Source organism: Massilia sp. MP_M2 (assembly GCF_039123635.1).
Lineage (GTDB): Bacteria > Pseudomonadota > Gammaproteobacteria > Burkholderiales > Burkholderiaceae_D > Telluria.
This window is the reverse complement of sequence record NZ_JBCHJF010000001.1, coordinates 105316-123289: the sequence shown is the minus strand read 5'-3', so window position 1 is coordinate 123289 and position 17974 is coordinate 105316. Positions and strand designations below refer to the sequence as shown.

14 protein-coding genes are annotated in these 17974 nt (G+C 63.1%); 9 read left to right on the top strand and 5 right to left on the bottom strand.

The genetic code is table 11. The annotated features are described in order from the left end of the window. The first annotated feature begins 59 nt into the window (after nucleotides 1-59). Nucleotides 60-2291, top strand: a complete 2232-nt coding sequence (locus RCH14_RS00530; protein ID WP_343024219.1) for an NADP-dependent isocitrate dehydrogenase — start codon at nucleotides 60-62, stop codon at nucleotides 2289-2291. Nucleotides 2292-2343: 52 nt separating this feature from the next. On the opposite strand, the gene RCH14_RS00525 is transcribed toward RCH14_RS00530, so the two are convergent. After that, complete coding sequence (locus RCH14_RS00525; protein WP_343024218.1) at nucleotides 2344-2910, bottom strand: pseudouridine synthase; 567 nt, start codon at nucleotides 2908-2910, stop codon at nucleotides 2344-2346. A 217-nt stretch (nucleotides 2911-3127) separates the two neighbouring features. Between RCH14_RS00525 and icd the strand changes: the two genes are divergently transcribed. Next, the gene (icd, locus tag RCH14_RS00520) at nucleotides 3128-4381 is read left to right on the top strand and encodes an NADP-dependent isocitrate dehydrogenase (RefSeq protein ID WP_343024217.1); all 1254 of its coding nucleotides are present in this window, start codon (nucleotides 3128-3130) and stop codon (nucleotides 4379-4381) included. A 78-nt stretch (nucleotides 4382-4459) separates the two neighbouring features. Here icd and RCH14_RS00515 read toward each other — a convergent pair whose 3' ends face one another. Further along, nucleotides 4460-4663, bottom strand: coding sequence for a cold-shock protein (locus tag RCH14_RS00515; RefSeq protein WP_171084635.1), 204 nt, complete (start codon nucleotides 4661-4663; stop codon nucleotides 4460-4462). Nucleotides 4664-4979: 316 nt separating this feature from the next. On the opposite strand from RCH14_RS00515, the gene clpS reads away from it, so the two are divergent. The 3 genes from clpS to RCH14_RS00500 all read left to right on the top strand — a co-directional run bounded on the left by clpS (nucleotide 4980) and on the right by RCH14_RS00500 (nucleotide 9337). Next, the gene (gene clpS / locus RCH14_RS00510) at nucleotides 4980-5282 is read left to right on the top strand and encodes an ATP-dependent Clp protease adapter ClpS (RefSeq protein ID WP_137175749.1); all 303 of its coding nucleotides are present in this window, start codon (nucleotides 4980-4982) and stop codon (nucleotides 5280-5282) included. Beyond that, on the top strand, nucleotides 5279-7579 hold the full coding sequence (clpA, locus tag RCH14_RS00505) for an ATP-dependent Clp protease ATP-binding subunit ClpA (protein WP_343024216.1): 2301 nt from the start codon (nucleotides 5279-5281) through the stop codon (nucleotides 7577-7579). The genes clpS and clpA overlap by 4 nt, the downstream gene beginning before the upstream one ends. Before the next feature lie 189 nt (nucleotides 7580-7768). After that, nucleotides 7769-9337: a methyl-accepting chemotaxis protein gene (locus RCH14_RS00500; RefSeq protein ID WP_343024215.1), complete on the top strand. Its 1569-nt coding sequence runs from the start codon at nucleotides 7769-7771 to the stop codon at nucleotides 9335-9337. 157 nt (nucleotides 9338-9494) lie between these two features. Here RCH14_RS00500 and RCH14_RS00495 read toward each other — a convergent pair whose 3' ends face one another. From RCH14_RS00495 to prpR, 3 genes are all read right to left on the bottom strand, one after another. Continuing rightward, complete coding sequence (locus RCH14_RS00495; RefSeq protein ID WP_343024214.1) at nucleotides 9495-10694, bottom strand: PLP-dependent aspartate aminotransferase family protein; 1200 nt, start codon at nucleotides 10692-10694, stop codon at nucleotides 9495-9497. Continuing rightward, nucleotides 10691-12070 (bottom strand): cystathionine beta-synthase, encoded by a 1380-nt coding sequence (locus RCH14_RS00490; RefSeq protein ID WP_343024213.1) that lies wholly within the window; start codon nucleotides 12068-12070, stop codon nucleotides 10691-10693. The genes RCH14_RS00495 and RCH14_RS00490 overlap by 4 nt, the downstream gene beginning before the upstream one ends. 177 nt (nucleotides 12071-12247) lie before the next feature. Further along, a complete protein-coding gene (gene prpR, locus RCH14_RS00485; RefSeq protein ID WP_343024212.1) occupies nucleotides 12248-13864 on the bottom strand; it encodes a propionate catabolism operon regulatory protein PrpR in 1617 nt (538 codons plus the stop codon). 175 nt (nucleotides 13865-14039) lie between these two features. On the opposite strand from prpR, the gene RCH14_RS00480 reads away from it, so the two are divergent. The 4 genes from RCH14_RS00480 (at nucleotide 14040) to RCH14_RS00465 (ending at nucleotide 17964) form a co-directional block, all read left to right on the top strand. After that, nucleotides 14040-14348 carry a DUF485 domain-containing protein gene (locus RCH14_RS00480; RefSeq protein ID WP_343024211.1) on the top strand — a complete coding sequence of 103 codons (309 nt, stop codon included), beginning with the start codon at nucleotides 14040-14042 and terminating at the stop codon, nucleotides 14346-14348. Then, a complete protein-coding gene (locus RCH14_RS00475) occupies nucleotides 14345-16012 on the top strand; it encodes a cation acetate symporter (RefSeq protein WP_343024210.1) in 1668 nt (555 codons plus the stop codon). Before RCH14_RS00480 ends, RCH14_RS00475 begins: the two co-directional genes overlap by 4 nt. A 148-nt stretch (nucleotides 16013-16160) precedes the next feature. Further along, nucleotides 16161-17135, top strand: a complete 975-nt coding sequence (locus RCH14_RS00470; RefSeq protein ID WP_343024209.1) for an IS1595 family transposase — start codon at nucleotides 16161-16163, stop codon at nucleotides 17133-17135. Nucleotides 17136-17307: 172 nt separating this feature from the next. Beyond that, a complete protein-coding gene (locus tag RCH14_RS00465; protein WP_343024208.1) occupies nucleotides 17308-17964 on the top strand; it encodes a tail fiber protein in 657 nt (218 codons plus the stop codon). The last annotated feature ends 10 nt before the right edge of the window (nucleotides 17965-17974 follow it).

Genomic DNA, 17974 nt, shown 5'->3' with positions numbered 1-17974 from the left:
CGGCCAATTGTCAGTTTTTACTACGCGCGACGTCGTCGCGATTACCGAGGAAAATGTGCATGAGCAGTGATCAGACCATCATCTACACCCTGACCGACGAGGCGCCCCTGCTGGCGACCCACGCCTTCCTGCCTGTGGTCAGCTCCTTCACCAAGCCGGCCGGCATCACCGTCACCGCCAGCGACATCTCGGTCGCGGCCCGTATCCTGGCAGCGTTCCCGGAGAACCTGAGCGCAGAGCAGCGCGTGCCCGATTCGCTGATCGAGCTGGGCAAGAAAACGCTGGAAGCCAGCACCAATATCATCAAGCTGCCGAACATCAGCGCTTCGGTCAGCCAGCTGATCACCGCGATCAAGGAACTGCAGGACAAGGGCTACAACATCCCTGACTACCCGTCGGACCCGAAGACCGACGAAGAAAAAACGACCAAGGCCAAGTACGGCAAGTGCATCGGTTCGGCAGTGAACCCGGTTCTGCGCGAAGGTAACTCGGACCGCCGCGCCCCGCGCGCCGTCAAGGAATACGCGCGCAAGAACCCGCACTCGATGGCCCCATGGTCGCAAGCATCGCGCACCCACGTGGCGCACATGACCGACGGCGACTTCTACCACGGCGAAAAGTCGATGACCGTCGAAGCGGCGCGCGACGTCAAGATGGAACTGGTCACCAAGAGCGGCCAGACCATTGTTCTCAAGCCAAAGGTCTCGCTGCTGGCCGGTGAAATCATCGATTCGATGTTCATGAGCCGCAAGGCGCTGCTGGCCTTCTACGAAGCCCAGATCGAAGACGCGCACGCCACCGGCATGCTGTTCTCGCTGCACGTCAAGGCAACGATGATGAAGGTGTCGCACCCGATCGTGTTCGGTCACTGCGTGCGCATGTTCTACAAAGAAGCGTTCGAGAAGCATGGCGCGCTGTTCGAGAGCCTGGGCATCAACGTCAACAACGGCATGGCCGATCTGTACAACAAGATCGCCGACCTGCCGTCGTCGCAGCGCGAAGAAATCATCCGCGACCTGCACGCCTGCCAGGAACACCGTCCTGAACTGGCCATGGTCGATTCGGCCAAGGGCATCACCAACTTCCATTCGCCGAACGACGTGATCGTCGACGCATCGATGCCGGCCATGATTCGCGCCGGCGGCAAGATGTACGGCGCCGATGGCCGCCTGAAGGAAGTCAAGGCCGTCATCCCGGAAAGCACCTTCGCGCGCATCTATCAAGAGATCATCAACTTCTGCAAATGGCACGGCGCGTTTGACCCGAAGACGATGGGCACGGTACCGAACGTCGGCCTGATGGCCCAGCAAGCCGAAGAATACGGCTCGCACGACAAGACCTTCGAGATTGCTGAAGACGGCGTGGCCAACATTACCGACCTCGCCACCGGCGAAGTCCTGATGAGCCAAAACGTCGAGCAGGGCGATATCTGGCGCATGTGCCAGGTCAAGGATGCGCCGATCCGCGACTGGGTCAAGCTGGCGGTGACGCGCGCGCGCAACTCGGGCATGCCAACCGTGTTCTGGCTCGACCCGTATCGTCCGCACGAAAATGAACTGATCAAGAAGGTCAAGGTCTACCTGAAAGACCACGACACGAGCGGCCTGGATATCCAGATCATGTCGCAAGTGCGCGCGATGCGCTTCACGCTCGAGCGCGTCTGGCGCGGCCTGGACACCATCTCGGTGACCGGCAACATCCTGCGCGACTACCTGACCGACCTGTTCCCGATCATGGAACTGGGCACGTCGGCCAAGATGCTGTCGATCGTGCCTTTGATGGCTGGTGGCGGCATGTACGAAACGGGCGCCGGCGGTTCGGCCCCGAAACACGTGCAGCAGCTGGTCGAAGAAAACCACCTGCGCTGGGATTCGCTGGGCGAGTTCCTGGCACTGGCCGTGTCGCTGGAAGACCTGGGCCTCAAGACCGGCAACGAGAAGGCCAAGGTCCTGGCCAAGACGCTGGACGCTGCCACCGGCAAGCTGCTGGACAACCGCAAGTCGCCATCGCCAAAGACCGGCGAGCTCGACAACCGCGGTAGCCAGTTCTACCTGTCGCTGTTCTGGGCGCAAGAGCTGGCTGGGCAGACCGACGACGCCGCACTGGCCGCCACGTTCGCGCCACTGGCCAAGAAACTGGCCGATGACGAAGCGACCATCGTTGCCGAGCTGCTGGCAGTGCAGGGCAAGCCGGTCGATATCGGTGGTTACTACAAGCTGGATGAAGCCAAGGTGAGCGCCGCGATGCGTCCGAGCGCCACCTTCAATGCGGCGATCGATTCGTTCGCCTGAACTGCACCGCTGCCGTAACTGAAACCCGCCGACCGCAAGGTCGGCGGGTTTTTTATTTGCCCGCGTGGCGCGAATACGCCGGCACGTCGATGAATTCGCCCGGCAGCAATGGATGCGTGCTCAGGGAAAACGGCCCGATGCTGCTGCGAATCAGGCGCAGCGTCGGCAAGCCCACGGCCGCCGTCATCCGGCGCACCTGGCGGTTCTTGCCTTCTTCGAGCGTGATGGCGATCCAGCTTGTGGGTTTGTCCTGGCGCGCGCGGATCGGCGGATTGCGCGGCCACAGCCACTCGGGCTCGGCGATACGCGTGGCGCGGCACGGTTTGGTGACAAAGTCGCCCAGGTCGAGCGGTGCCTGCAGGCGCGCCATGGCGGCGGCATCGGGCACGCCATCGACCTGCACCAGATAGGTCTTGGCTTCCTTGTGATCCGGATGGGCGATCTTGTGCTGGAGCTGGCCGTCGTCGGTCAGCAGCATCAGGCCTTCGCTGTCGGCGTCGAGCCTGCCGGCGGGGTAGATGCCGGGAATCTTGAGGTAGTCAGCAAGGGACTCGCGGCCGTCCTGGGGCGAGAACTGGCACAGGACCTGGAACGGTTTATTAAAGAGAATCAGGGACATGACGATGCAGTAGGGCGAATGAAAGGGCGGCCAGCCGGTAGCGTGGCGATATGGCAAAATACTGGGGCATAATGAAGAGCAGCCATCGGCTGACGCTGGCAACGGCGACATTGTAGGCGAGTTCGTAACGTAGTTCGTAACGTAGTTCGTAACGTAGTTCATCACGCCGGTTGTCACGTCGTTCGCACCGCCTCTCGCCACCTACCTGGAGAACTTGATGTACCAGCATATCACCGTCCCGCCTGCGGGCCAGAAGATCACCGTCAACGCTGATTTCAGCCTGAACGTGCCGGCCACGCCGATCATTCCGTATATCGAGGGTGACGGCACGGGGGCGGACATCACGCCGGTGATGAAGAAGGTGGTCGATGCGGCCGTGCGCAAGGCCTACGGCGGAGAGCGCAGCATCGCCTGGATGGAGATCTTCGCTGGCGAGAAGGCGACCAGGCGCTACGGCGCCGACGTCTGGCTGCCGGCTGAAGTGCTGGACGTGCTGAAGGAGTACGTTGTGTCGATCAAGGGCCCGCTGACGACGCCCGTCGGCGGCGGCATCCGCTCGCTCAACGTCGCGCTGCGCCAGGAACTCGATCTGTATGTCTGCCTGCGCCCGGTGCGTTACTTCACCGGCGTGCCGTCGCCGCTCAAGCAGCCGGAAAAAACCGATATGGTCATCTTCCGCGAGAATTCCGAGGACATCTACGCCGGCATCGAATGGGAGGCGGGTTCGGAAGGCGCGCAAAAGCTGATCGCGTTCCTGAAAGCCGAGCTGGGGGTGTCGAAGATCCGCTTCCCGGCCACGTCGGCCCTTGGCCTGAAGCCCGTCTCGATCGAGGGTACCGAACGCCTCGTGCGCAAGGCGATTCAGTACGCGATCGACCACGACAAGCCCTCGGTCACGCTGGTCCACAAGGGCAATATCATGAAGTACACCGAAGGGGGCTTCCGCGACTGGGGTTACGCGCTGGCGCAGAAGGAATTCGGCGCCGAGCTGTTTGATGGCGGCCCATGGTGCAAGCTCAAGAATCCGAAGACCGGGCGCGACATCATGATCAAGGACTCGATCGCCGACGCCTTCCTGCAGCAGATCCTGCTGCGTCCGGCCGAATACAGCGTGATCGCCACGCTGAATCTGAACGGCGATTATATTTCCGATGCACTGGCGGCCCAGGTCGGCGGCATCGGCATCGCGCCGGGCGCGAACATGTCCGATTCGGTCGCGATGTTCGAAGCGACCCACGGCACGGCGCCAAAATATGCCGGCAAGGATTACGTCAATCCCGGTTCGCTGATCCTGTCGGCCGAGATGATGCTGCGCCACATGGGCTGGAGCGAGGCGGCCGACCTGATCATCGCGGCGATGGGCAAGGCAATTGTGTCGAAAAAAGTCACCTATGATTTTGCGCGCCTGATGGAAGGGGCGACGCAGGTATCGTGCTCGGGCTTCGGTGAAGTGCTGATCGAACAACTCTAACGCGCTGCCTGCCGCTGGGACGGGCGAAAAAAAACCCCACTGCGAGAGTGGGGCTTTTCACTTCCGGAAGGGGAACGATTAGTTACCCTGGATGTTGGAAGCTTGCTTGCCTTTAGGGCCTTGCGTGACTTCGAATTGGACTTTTTGACCTTCTTTGAGGGTCTTAAAACCGTTCATGTTGATTGCGGAGAAGTGTGCGAAAAGATCCTCGCCGCCGTCATCAGGCGTGATGAAGCCAAAGCCTTTGGAATCATTGAACCACTTAACAGTACCAGTTGCCATAAAAGAACTTTCAAATTTAACAAATCACACGAGCCATAAAAGCAAGAAACCTCTTGCCCTCCTCAGCCTGCTAACTGCTTATCAACGAGTACATAAGTACAAAGTCGATAACTGCATTGTTGGTGGAATAATCACGCAAGTCAAGGGGTTTGGGGCGCGGGTTGTCGAATTTTTCAAGGAATTCCTGTCCGCTGGACTTGATTTTGGCAATCGAAACGCCATCTGCGCAGTTATCCGAAAACGCGTAAGATGGAAACACCAGAAAACGAGCTGATTTTAACGCTTGGCACTTACCCCGGAAGTATTAGAATACCCCATGGCAACGAAGCACGATACTGAACAACTGCTAGAGCGGCAGACCGTCAAACCGCCTCCGCTGTACCAGGTGGCGCTACTGAACGATGATTACACGCCGATGGAGTTTGTCGTGGCCGTGATCCAGGAGTATTTCAACAAGGATCGCGAAACCGCCACGCAGATCATGCTGTCGGTACACCAGAATGGCAAAGGGGTGTGCGGCGTGTTTTCCAAAGATATAGCGTGTACCAAAGTGGAGTTTGTCTTAACGCATGCACGCAAGGCAGGGCATCCCCTGCAGTGCGTGATGGAGGAAGTATGATTGCGCAGGAACTTGAAGTATCCCTACACATGGCCTTTGTCGAGGCTCGCCAGGCACGCCACGAGTTCATCACCGTGGAGCACCTGCTATTGGCATTGCTCGATAATCCTTCGGCCGCCGAAGTCCTGCGTGCGTGCGCGGTCAGTATTGAAGACCTGCGCAAGACCCTGACGAATTTCATCGGCGATAACACCCCGACCGTGCCTGGCACGGGCGAGGTCGACACCCAGCCAACGCTGGGTTTCCAGCGCGTGATCCAGCGCGCGATCATGCACGTGCAGTCGGCGTCCAACGGCAAGAAGGAAGTCACCGGCGCCAACGTGCTGGTGGCGATCTTCGGCGAAAAAGACTCGCACGCGGTGTACTACCTGCACCAGCAGGGCGTGACCCGCCTCGACGTCGTCAATTTCATCTCGCACGGCGTGCGCAAGGACCAGCAGGTCGACACGTCCAAGGCGCCCGAAGGCGTCGAGGAAGCGCAGGTCGAAGGTCAGGCCAAAGAGAGCCCGCTGGACCAGTTCACGCAAAACCTGAACAAGGCAGCGGCAGATGGCAAGATCGATCCGCTGATCGGACGCGAGGAAGAAGTCGACCGCGTGATCCAGATCCTGTGCCGTCGTCGCAAGAACAATCCGCTGCTGGTGGGCGAGGCGGGCGTGGGTAAAACCGCGATCGCCGAGGGCCTCGCATGGCGCATCGTCCAGGAAGACGTGCCTGAAATCCTGCAGAACGCCGTCGTGTTCTCGCTGGACATGGGTGCACTGCTGGCCGGCACCAAGTACCGCGGTGACTTCGAGCAGCGCCTGAAGGCCGTGCTCAAGCAGATCAAGGACACGCCGAACGGCATCCTGTTCATCGACGAGATCCACACCATCATCGGCGCCGGTTCGGCATCGGGTGGTACGCTGGACGCATCGAACCTGCTCAAGCCGGCGTTGGCCAATGGCCAGCTCAAGTGCATCGGCGCGACCACGTTCACCGAGTACCGCGGCGTGTTCGAAAAAGACCACGCGCTGTCCCGCCGGTTCCAGAAGGTCGACGTCAACGAGCCGACGGTCGAGCAGACCATCGCGATCCTGCGCGGCCTGAAATCGCGCTTCGAAGAGCACCATGGCGTGAAGTACTCGGCCTCGGCCCTGACCACCGCCGCTGAACTCGCTGCGCGCTTCATCAATGACCGTCACCTGCCCGACAAGGCAATCGACGTGATCGACGAGGCCGGCGCTGCCCAGCGCATCCTGCCGAAGTCGAAGCAGAAGAAAACGATCGGCAAGGCCGAGATCGAGGACATCATTGCCAAGATCGCGCGCATCCCGCCGCAGTCGGTCAACCAGGACGATCGCAGCAAGCTGCAGACGATCGACCGCGACTTGCGCAACGTCGTGTTCGGGCAAGATCCGGCGATCGAAGCGCTGTCGGCTGCGATCAAGATGGCGCGTGCCGGCCTGGGCAAGACGGACAAGCCAATTGGCTCGTTCCTGTTCTCGGGTCCGACCGGTGTCGGCAAGACCGAGGTCGCCAAGCAGCTCGCCTTCATCCTGGGCGTCGAGCTGGTGCGCTTCGACATGTCCGAATACATGGAGCGGCATGCTGTGTCGCGTCTAATCGGCGCGCCACCGGGCTACGTTGGTTTCGACCAGGGCGGCCTGCTGACCGAAGCGATCACCAAGAAGCCGCACACCGTGCTGCTGCTGGACGAGATTGAAAAAGCCCACCCGGACATTTTCAATATCCTGCTGCAGGTGATGGACCATGGCACGCTGACCGACAACAACGGTCGCAAGGCCGACTTCCGTAACGTGATCATCGTCATGACCACGAACGCGGGTGCCGAGAGCCTGACCAAGCGTTCAGTGGGCTTCGTCAACTCGCGTGAAGCAGGCGACGAGATGGCCGATATCAAGCGCATGTTCACGCCGGAGTTCCGCAACCGCCTGGATGCGATCATCAGCTTCCGCGCGCTGGACGAAGACATCATCCTGCGCGTTGTCGACAAGTTCCTGATGCAGCTCGAAGAGCAGCTGCACGAGAAAAAAGTCGAAGCCATCTTCACCGAGAAGCTGCGCAAGTTCCTCGGCCGGAAAGGGTTCGATCCGACGATGGGTGCACGCCCGATGTCGCGTCTGATCCAGGACCTGATCCGCAAGGCACTGGCTGACGAGTTGCTGTTCGGTCGCCTGACCAACGGTGGCCGTGTCACGGTCGACCTGAACGAGAAGGACGATGTTGTCCTCGAGTTCCCCGAAGGCGATGTCAGCCCGCCACCGGCTCCGGCCGAGACGGTCGAAATCGAGTAAGCAAGTTCGCTCCCGCAAAAGCCCGCGCACGCAAGTGTCGCGGGCTTTTTTCATGGGCGCTTCCAACACCTAACGTTGATTGCGCATTTCATAAAGGCAATCACAGTTATCGTGGCGCTATTTCACATGCTTGTCATCCAACGTTCCTACACTGTGCGTACACGTTGTTTCACTCTCATGAAGATCCCAATGCGACTCGCACCACGCAACACGTTTTCCAAGCTCATTGGCGCCTTTGGCATTCTCTCTCTCGTCATCGTCCTCATCGCCGCCGTTGCCGTCTGGCGCATGCACGCGGCCGATGTCATCACGTCGAATCTGGTCAACGACAAGCTGGCCAAGCAGCAGCTCACGTCCGAGCTGCTGGGCATCGCGCGCCTGAACGGCTCGCGCGCCGTCTCGATCGCGCGCAGCGACAGCCTGGAACTGGGCGATTACTTCGGCGCGCAACTGGCCGAGGGGCGCAAGATCGCCGCTGATATCGAGGCCAAACTGGGCACACTGCCGGCCACGCCACAGGAACGCACCTTGATCGCCGTGGCGGGCACGCGCAAGGCGGCGCTGGCCGCGATCCAGGCCGATCTGTTCAAGGCCAAGGACCTGGGCCAGACCGGCCTGGTCGAAGAGATCCTCACGCAGCGCTGGGAGCCGGCCTACAGGGCCGAGGTCGCCGCGCTCGAGGGCCTGCTGACCCACGAGAGCACCGAAGCGCACCGCCTGGCCGACGCGTCGGCGACGGCATCAAGCTTCAGCAAGGCGCTGCTGCTGGCGCTGGGTGGCGCCGCGCTGGCCGTGGCCGGTGCTCTGGCCTGGCTCCTGACCCGCAACCTGGTGGGCCCGCTCAGGCAAGCCGCCACGCTGGCCGAGCAGGTGGCCCATGGCGACCTGCGCCCGATCATCAGCCACACCCGCACGGATGAAATCGGCCGCCTGTTCGATGCACTCAACGGCATGACGCACGGCGTGTCGGGGACCGTCGCGCAAGTCTTGCAGGGCGCGCAGGCAATCGACGCTGCGTCGGGTGAAATCGCCGAAGGCAACCAGGACCTGTCGATCCGCACCGAGCGCCAGGCCGAGTCGCTGCGCGAAACGGTGACGGCGATGGACGAATTGTCGGGCGCCATCGCCAGCAACAACGCCAATGCGCAGCAGGCCAATGCGCTGGCCCAGACGGCGTCCGGCGTGGCAGCCGAGGGTGCGCAGGCGGTGGGTCAGCTGGTCACGCGCATGGGGGCGATCAAGGCTTCGGCCGCGCGCATCGTGGACATCACCGGCATGATCGACAGCATCGCCTTCCAGACGAATATCCTGGCGCTGAATGCGGCCGTGGAAGCGGCGCGAGCCGGCAGCGAGGGGCGGGGGTTTGCGGTGGTCGCGTCCGAAGTGCGCAACCTGGCGCAGCATTCCGCCAATGCAGCCAAGGAAATCAAGAAGCTGATCGGGGAATCGTCGCGCGAAATCGAGGCCGGCACCAGCATCGCCGAAGCAGCCGGTTCGACGATGCGCACCATGCTGCAGCACGTGCACGAGGTGGCCGGCATCCTGGGCGAGATCCACACCGCCAGCGCCGGCCAGGCCAACGGCGTGACGCAAGTGAGTCGCGCGATTGCCGAGATGGACCTCTCGACACAGCAGAATGCGGCGATGGTGGAAGAAGCAGCAGCGGCTGCTGCCTCGATGCGCCAGCAGGCCGCGGAATTGTCGGCGCTGGTGGCGACGTTCAAGTTACGTCGCCAGGATGCACTGTTGCTGGCGTAGGGTGGGCGCGGCCGGCGAGGCGGCTATGCCGCGCACGCGGTGATGGTTGGCGGAACGATCATCCGGGATGTGTTGCAAACCTGGCTTCGATGATTTGTTCGGGTACATCCACGCCAACCATCACCGCGTGGACGGCATAGCCATCCACCCTATGAAATCAGATCGCCGCCAGTGCGCGGCGCAGATCTTCGCGCTGATCGTCGATATGCTCGATACCGACCGACAGGCGAATCAGCCCGTCGCCGATGCCGAGCTCGGCACGTCGCTCGGGCGGGATGCTTGCATGTGTCATCAGCGCCGGATGCTCGATCAGGCTTTCCACACCGCCCAGGCTTTCGGCCAGCGTGAACACCTCGCACGCTTCCAGGAAGCGCCGTGCGCCGTCGAGGTCGGTGTCCAGTTCGATCGAGACGATGCCGCCATACCCGCCGTGCATCTGGTTGCGCGCCAGGGCGTGCTGCGGATGCGATTCCAGCCCCGGATAGTGCACCTTGCGGACCTGCGGCTGCTGCTCGAGCCAGCTTGCCAGCAGCAGGGCGTTGCCGCTGCTGCGCTCCACGCGCAAGGCCAGCGTCTTGATCCCGCGCAGCACGAGGAAGCTGTCGAACGGCCCCTGGATCGCGCCCACCGAATTCTGGATGAAGCCGAGTTTTTCGGCCAGGCCTGTCTGGTGGTCGTTGGCGCCGACGATGGCCACGCCCCCGATCACGTCCGAGTGGCCGTTGATGTACTTGGTGGTCGAGTGCACGACGATGTCGAACCCGTGTTCGAGCGGGCGCTGGATGATCGGGCTGGCGAACGTGTTGTCGCACACGCACAGGATGCCGCGTGCGTGGCACAGGCTCGCGATCGCGGTCAGGTCGGCCAGCTTGAGCATCGGGTTGGTGGGCGTCTCGACCCACACCATGCGCGTGGCAGGCGTGATGGCGGCGGCCAGTGCGTCCGGGTCGGACAAATCGACGTAGCTGAACGTGTGCCCGGCGCTGTCGCGGCGCACGCGCTCGAACAGGCGGTAGGTGCCGCCGTACATGTCGTCGCCAGCCACGACGTGCGAGCCGCTGGGGAGCAGTTCCAGCACGGCGGCAATTGCTGCCAGGCCCGACGCAAACGCGAAGGCGGCGCGGCCGCCCTCGATATCGGCCAGCGAGCGTTCGAGCGCAAATCGGGTCGGGTTGTGCGAGCGGCCGTAGTCGAAGCCCTGGTGCACGCCCGGGCTTTCCTGGCGATAGGTCGAGGTGGCGAAGATCGGCGGCATCACGGCACCGGTCGCGGGTTCGGGTGACTGGCCGCCGTGGATGACGCGGGTGGCCAGATGGCGTTTGAATTCGATCGTGTGTTTGGTGTCCGGATGGGTCACGAGAGTGTCCTTCGCAGGTGATTGAGCAGGTCGAAGCGCGTGATCAGGCCATAGAACTGCGGCCCGTCGGCGATCACGGCGGTGAGGCCCCGGTCGAGAATGTCGCGCAGTTGCGCCATGCTCGCGCCAGGGTGCAGGGTCTTGAGATCGGCCGTCATGGTGGTTGAAACTGGTGCGCTGAAATGGTCGTTCGATTGGGTCACCTTCAGCAGCAGGTCGGATTCGTCGATCAGGCCCGCCAGGCGCCCTTCGGCGTCCATCACGGGCAGTTGTTGCAGGTCGCTCGAGCGCATGCGGTTGAAGGCGGTGAGCAGCGTGTCCGATGGTGCGAGGGTGATGACTTCGCCGGCGTCGTGGCGGCGCCCGATCAGGTCGCGCAGGTCGCCCGTTTTCGGGCGCGTGATCAGGCCCTGGTCGACCATCCAGCCGTCGCTGTACACCTTGCTGAGATAGCGCGTTCCGGTGTCGCAGACGAACGTGACGACGCGTTTGGGGCGCGTCTGTGCGCGGCAGTATTTCAGCGCCGCCGCCAGCAGCGTGCCGGTGGACGAGCCGCCCAGGATGCCTTCCTGCTGCAGCAACAGGCGCGCCGTCGAGAAGCTTTCCTCGTCGGTGATCGTGTAGGCCTGCTTGACGCGGGTGAGGTCGGCGATGCCGGGAATGAAGTCTTCGCCGATGCCTTCCACGGCCCACGAGCCGGCATGCTGCGACACGTGGCCGGTCTCGACGTATTCGGCCAGGATCGAGCCTTTCGGATCGGCCAGGATGAATTCGAGCTGGGGCGCGGCTTTCTTGAAGTACCTTGACAGGCCGGTGAGGGTGCCGGACGAGCCGACCCCGAGGACGATCGCGTCCAGCTTGTGCTTGGCCTGGTCCCAGATCTCGGGGCCAGTCGTGGTTTCGTGGGCGCGCGGATTGGCCGGGTTGTTGAACTGGTCGGCAAACCAGGCGCCCGGGATGTCCTTGGCCAGCCGCGCGGCGAGATCCTGGTAGTACTCGGGGTGGCCCTTGCCGACGTCGGAGCGGGTCAGGTGGATTTCGGCGCCGAGCGCCTTGAGGTGCAGGATTTTCTCGGGCGCCATTTTGTCGGGCACGACGAGCACCACGCGATAGCCCTTGATGCGCGCCACCAGCGCCAGGCCCAGGCCCGTGTTGCCGGCCGTGGCTTCGACGACGGTGCCGCCCGGATTGAGCAGGCCGTCATGCTCGGCCTGCTCGATCATGGTCTTGCCGATGCGATCCTTGATGGAGCCGCCCGGGTTTTGCGATTCGAGCTTGAGGAACAGCTGGCAGGGCCCGGTATCGATGCGGGTCACTTCCACCATCGGGGTATCGCCAATCAGGGAAAACAGAGCCGCTTGCGACGCATGTTGCATAGTTGCCTCCGTGGGGATCGGACTGCGGCGTCGCGGATAGGGGCGCCGCGGCCGACATGCATGAAGACCTGGTGCGGATTGGCGCCAGGCCATATCAAAGAAACATGATACGAGCTTTCGGTGGATGTTGCTTTGGAGCGCCTTAAAGCGCAGCGCTCAGAGGCCAGAGGCCAGAGGTCAGCCTTCTGCCTTCAGCCGCCGCCAAAGGGTCGTGCGGCTGATCCCCAGATGATCTGCCGCCAGATCGCGCTGCCCGCCAAAGCGCGCCAGCACCGCAGTTGCCGATTCTCGCGTCGGCCCGGCCAGGGCGCTGACCGAGGCTGCACCACGCGCCAGCTCGGGCGCCACCGACAGCATGAAGCCCGGCGTCAGTGCCTGCAGCGGTTCGGCCGCGAGGAACAGCGCCAGGCGCTCGGTCAGGTTGCGCAGCTCGCGCACGTTGCCGGGCCAGGCGTAGGCGCTGATCAATGGCGTGCAGGCTTTCAGTTCGGCCACCAGATTCGGATGCGGCCGTGCATCGAGCGCGGCCAGCGCCCCCTTGAGCGACCAGTCGAGCAGCGGCGCGATGTCCTGCACCCGTGCCCGCAACGGCGGCAAGGCCAGGCGCAGCACGGCCAGCCGATAGAACAGGTCGGCCCGGAAGCGCCCGTCGCGCACGCGCGCTTCGAGGTCGCAGTGGGTGGCACTGATCACGCGCACAGTGATCGGCACCGGCCGCGTGCCGCCCACGCGCATCACTTCGCGCTCCTCCAGCACGCGCAGCAGGCGCGTTTGCAGGCCGAGCGGCATTTCGCCGATCTCGTCGAGAAACAGCGTGCCGCCATTGGCCGCTTCGAACAGGCCCGCGTGCCCGCCACGGCGCGCGCCGGTAAACGCGCCGTCCTCGTGACCGAACAGCTCCGATTCGAGCAGCGACTCGGCAATCGCGCCGCAATTGACAGCGACGAAAGGGCGGGTCGCGTCCTGACGCGGGCTTTCGCGGTGGATGGCCTGCGCCACGAGTTCCTTGCCGCTGCCGGTTTCGCCCTCGATCAGCACGGTGCTGGGCGAGCGCGCGTACAGCACCACGGTCTGGCGCAACTGCTGCATCGCGGGCGAGTCGCCGCGCAGATCGTTCAGGCCGCGCCGCAGGCGGTGCTTGTCGGCGGGCGTGCTGCGGCTGCGGACACGGCTGCGATCAACCTCGAGCCGGGTCAGGCGGGCCAGCTCGAGTGCATCGTCGAACGCTTGCCGGATCGACGCCGCCGAATACAGGAACACGGCGCGCAGGCCGGCTTCTTCGGCCAGGTCGGTCACCGAACCGGCGCCGACGATGACGGCCACGCCCAGCGCCTTGAGTTCATCGACGGCGGCGCGCGCATCTTCTTGCGTGACATAGCTGCGCTGGACCAGGTCCAGGCCAAAGCCGGCCGCGAAGTCGGCCAGCTCCGGCAGCAGGGCGCCGTAACTGACGACGCCGATGGCGCCGGGGGCGCTGCCAGCAAGCTTGCGCGCGCGCGTGAGCGCCTGCAGCACGTCAAAGCCACTGGCCCTGGCGGCGACCACCGGCACCGACACGCGGCTCTTGAGCCAGGCCGCGTTCGAGCCGGCCGCGATCACGACGTCGCAATGCTCGGTGGCCAGCCGCTCACGGATATGCGTGGCCGCTTCGTCGAAACCGATATGCAGCGGCTCGATGGACGCCAGATGGTCGTATTCGACGGTGATGTCGCGAAACAGCGCGGAAAGGCGCGAGACCGACACGGTCCAGATGATGGGCTTGTCGCCAGAGGAAGAAGAGCGTGGGGAATCCATGTTTCAAGTGTAGTGCAAATAAGCACAGCTGTTTCATCCTGAAACGTCGCATGCTCGAACGAGCGGTCGGAATTAAGCGCCCGGCGTAAGAATCCGGTAAGGGCATCCCCGTAGCATGGGCCGCAGCCAGAAAGGCAGCCGAACCACGGCATTATCAAAAGAATCAGGAGACAAAGTGGATCAAGATATCGTAGACCGGGTCAAGAACGACCCCAATTACCAGAAACTCAAACGCATTCGGTCCCGCTTCGGCTGGACCCTGACCTGGGCCATGATGTTCGTGTATTACGGCTTCACGCTGCTGGTCGCGTTCAACAAGGAATTCATGGGTACCCCGATCGGCAACAGTGTCATCACCTGGGGCATTCCCCTCGGCCTGTTCGTCATTGTGTTTACCGTTGTGATTACCGGCATCTATGTGCGCCGTGCCAATCGCGAATACGACGAGTTGAGCGACGCCATCCGTGCCAAGGTGGGCGCATGATGGCCGGCGCTCGCACCTCTTCACTGCTGGCGTTCGTGCTGCTGGCCGCCACCGGCATTGCCTACGCCGCGCCCGACATGGGCCAGGCCGCGCAGCAGCCGACCAACTGGACCGCGATCAGCATGTTCGCGCTGTTCGTCGTCGGTACCCTGTTCATCACCAAGTGGGCTGCTGCCAAGACCAAGTCGGCGTCCGACTTTTACACCGCTGGGGGGGGCATCACCGGTTTCCAGAATGGCCTTGCGATCGCGGGCGACTTCATGTCGGCTGCATCGTTCCTGGGTATCTCGGCCGCCGTGTTCCTCGACGGTTACGATGGCCTGATCTACGCCATCGGCTTCCTGGTCGGCTGGCCTGTCATCACGTTCCTGATGGCCGAGCGCCTGCGCAACCTTGGCCGCTTCACGTTTGCCGACGTGGCCTCGTACCGCTTCGCGCAAAAGCCGATCCGCGTGTTCGCGGCCTCGGGCACGCTGGTTGTCGTCGCGTTCTACCTGATCGCGCAGATGGTCGGCGCGGGTCAGCTGATCAAGCTGCTGTTCGGTCTGGAGTACTGGATCGCCGTCGTGCTGGTCGGTATCCTGATGATGGTCTACGTGCTGTTCGGCGGCATGACGGCCACCACCTGGGTCCAGATCATCAAGGCCGTGCTGCTGCTGTCGGGCGCGTCGTTCATGGCGTTCTCGGTGCTGGCGCAATACAACTTCAGCCCGGCCCTGCTGTTCCAGACCGCGACCGAAGTGCACGCCAAGGGCACCGCCATCATGGGCCCGGGCAGCTTCATCAAGGATCCGATCTCGGCCATCTCGTTCGGCATGGCGCTGATGTTCGGTACTGCCGGCCTGCCACACATCCTGATGCGCTTCTTCACGGTGCCGAGCGCGAAAGAAGCGCGCAAATCGGTGCTGTGGGCCACCACCTGGATCGGCTACTTCTACGTCCTGACCTTCATCATCGGCTTCGGCGCGATCGTGCTGGTGGGCACCAACCCGGCGTTCAAGGATGCGGCCGGTGCTCTGCTGGGCGGTAACAATATGGCGGCGGTCCACCTGGCCAAGGCCGTGGGCGGCGACGTGTTCCTGGGCTTCATCTCGGCGGTGGCGTTCGCAACCATCCTCGCCGTGGTGGCGGGTCTGACGCTGTCGGGCGCTTCGGCCGTGTCGCACGATCTGTATGCAACCGTGTTCAAGAAGGGCAATGCCACCAGCGAAAACGAGCTGCGCGTGTCGAAGATCACCACCATCGCACTGGGTGTCGTGGCCGTGGTGCTGGGTATCGCCTTCGAAAAGCAGAACGTCGCGTTCATGGTCTCGCTGGCCTTCGCGATTGCCGCATCGGCCAACTTCCCGGTGCTGTTCATGTCGGTGCTCTGGAAGGATTGCACCACCCGCGGCGCCACGGTCGGCGGCTTCCTGGGCCTGGCCACGGCGGTGGGCTTGACGATCGTGTCGAAATCGGTATGGGTCGATGTGCTGCACCATCCGGCGGCGATTTTCCCGTACGCCTCGCCAGCCATCTTCTCGATGGCAGTGGGCTTCATCGGTATCTGGCTGTTCTCGATCACCGACAAAGGGCCACGCGCGCGGATCGACCGTGCAGGCTTCGAGGCGCAGCAGGTGCGCGCCGAGACCGGCATCGGTGCGTCAGGCGCGTCGGGCCACTAACGTCCGATAGGTCAGGCAGCGCAAGCCGGGTGTGGTCCGCAAGGACCCACCCGGTTTTTTTTGCGCATTCAACGTTAAATAGGGCCGAGCTTTGAACTGATGAGCGGCGCCGTGGTCCAACGCCTGTCCCCAGCGCCAGGAGCCGACCATGAAAGTGCCGCGTTTCAAAACCTGGCTCGCCAGGTTGCCATCACTGAACGAGCCGCAGCGCCGGCAAGTGCTCGACGCCCTGCATCCTGCCGCCGGGCTCGACCAGGTTGTGGCACGCATCGCTCAGGCCAGAGCGCCCGGGCGCTGCTGTCCCCGGTGTGGTAACGAGCGCTGCCACCGGCATGGATTCGCCAACGACCTGCAGCGGTTTCGCTGCTGCGCTTGCGGCCGTACGTTCAACGACCTGAGCGGCACGCCGCTGGCACGGCTCCGGCACAAGGCCAAATGGCTCGCGTACTCGCAGGTACTGCTGGATTCGCTCTCCGTGCGCAAGGCGGCAGAGCGTGTGGGCGTGCACCGCAATACGGCATTCCGATGGCGTCACCGCTTCCTGCACTGGGTCAAGCTGGACCGGCCAGCAGCTCTGAATGGCATTGTCGAGGCCGACGAGATGTTCCTGCTCGAATCGCAAAAAGGATCATGCACGCTCGATCGGCCAGCGCGTCGACGGGGACGGAGCGCCCCGATGCGCAATATTTCCCGGCATCTCGATTGCATCCTGGTAGCGCGCGATCGCACTGGCCGCACCATCGATGCCGTTACTGGGCGGGGTGCACTGACCCCCGCCCAGCTCGAACGTGATTTGCTGCCCCGCCTCGATCCGCAGGCGCTCCTGGTCAGCGACAGCCGTGCCGCCTATCGGGCTTTCGCACGCAAGCACCGCATTGCGCACGAGGCGATCCATCTCCGCGTCGGTGTACGCGGCAGGCACCTGGGCAGCCGTGCCATTCACGTCCAGAACGTCAATGCCTATCACCAGCGTTTCAAGGCGTGGCTACTGGGCTTTCGCGGCGTGGCATCGCGCTACCTGCCCAATTATCTGGGATGGCGCTGGGCCATCGACGGCGGGCGGGTCAGTTCCGTAGAACATTTGCTCTGCATCGCGATCGGGGTCATCAACAGAAAACGCTGACTGCGCCTTTTTTGGCGACTGCATTCACAGGTCTGCATCAAACCGTCGCATATCAGCCAATCCTGTTAACGAACTTCAAATGTACTGACAATTGTCAATAATGATTCAATTTCTGTCGTGCGACTATCCCAAGGGTAATTCCACGCAAACTTTATTCACGTGAGGGAGAAACATGGATCCAATCCTGGGACAAATCATCTTGTGGCCCGTACCCTGGGTACCACTCGGCTGGGCATTGTGCGACGGCTCATTACTTCCGATCAATCAGAATCAGGCGCTGTACACGCTGCTGGGCAACTACTTCGGTGGTGACGGTCAGCAGACCTTTGCGCTGCCCGACCTGCGTGGCAGATTTCCGATGGGGGCCCAGGGCGTGACCAACATCGCTCAAAAGGGTGGCGCGGCCACGGCTAACATGAGCGGGGCCAGCGGCGTTGGCAGCGTCACGATCGGCGTGAACAACCTGCCCGCGCACAGTCACGGCGCCGCGTTCACGGGTGCGGCGGCGGCCAGCGTCAGCGTCGCGGTTCCCATCGACGCGGTCGGTGCGGCTACCGACAGCGTGCCGGGCCCCGGCAAGGTGCTCGGGTGCGTGACGGGCGGGCTCACGCCGCCCAAGCTCTACACGACCGATACGGCCACGTCCACGCTGCTGCCGTTCGACGTGGCGCTGCCGGCAGCAGCCGGCACGATCGCGGTGAGCACCACCGGCGCCGGGCAGCCGTTGCCGGTGCAGGTCGCCCTGAGCGGCGCCATCGGCACCGTGCCGCCATATACCACCCTGAACTTCATCATCGCCACACAAGGCATTTACCCGTCACGTCCATGAGTCCCCGGGC

What these genes read in the sequence shown, in the direction of transcription:
- RCH14_RS00490 (WP_343024213.1), bottom strand. Translation starts at nt 12,070, where the DNA reads ATGCAACATGCGTCGCAAGCGGCTCTGTTTTCCCTGATTGGCGATACC.
- RCH14_RS00515 (WP_171084635.1), bottom strand. Translation starts at nt 4,663, where the DNA reads ATGGCAACTGGTACTGTTAAGTGGTTCAATGATTCCAAAGGCTTTGGC.
- RCH14_RS00530 (WP_343024219.1), top strand. Translation starts at nt 60, where the DNA reads ATGAGCAGTGATCAGACCATCATCTACACCCTGACCGACGAGGCGCCC.
- icd (WP_343024217.1), top strand. Translation starts at nt 3,128, where the DNA reads ATGTACCAGCATATCACCGTCCCGCCTGCGGGCCAGAAGATCACCGTC.
- RCH14_RS00475 (WP_343024210.1), top strand. Translation starts at nt 14,345, where the DNA reads ATGATGGCCGGCGCTCGCACCTCTTCACTGCTGGCGTTCGTGCTGCTG.
- clpA (WP_343024216.1), top strand. Translation starts at nt 5,279, where the DNA reads ATGATTGCGCAGGAACTTGAAGTATCCCTACACATGGCCTTTGTCGAG.
- RCH14_RS00470 (WP_343024209.1), top strand. Translation starts at nt 16,161, where the DNA reads ATGAAAGTGCCGCGTTTCAAAACCTGGCTCGCCAGGTTGCCATCACTG.
- RCH14_RS00525 (WP_343024218.1), bottom strand. Translation starts at nt 2,910, where the DNA reads ATGTCCCTGATTCTCTTTAATAAACCGTTCCAGGTCCTGTGCCAGTTC.
- RCH14_RS00500 (WP_343024215.1), top strand. Translation starts at nt 7,769, where the DNA reads ATGCGACTCGCACCACGCAACACGTTTTCCAAGCTCATTGGCGCCTTT.
- RCH14_RS00465 (WP_343024208.1), top strand. Translation starts at nt 17,308, where the DNA reads ATGGATCCAATCCTGGGACAAATCATCTTGTGGCCCGTACCCTGGGTA.
- prpR (WP_343024212.1), bottom strand. Translation starts at nt 13,864, where the DNA reads ATGGATTCCCCACGCTCTTCTTCCTCTGGCGACAAGCCCATCATCTGG.
- clpS (WP_137175749.1), top strand. Translation starts at nt 4,980, where the DNA reads ATGGCAACGAAGCACGATACTGAACAACTGCTAGAGCGGCAGACCGTC.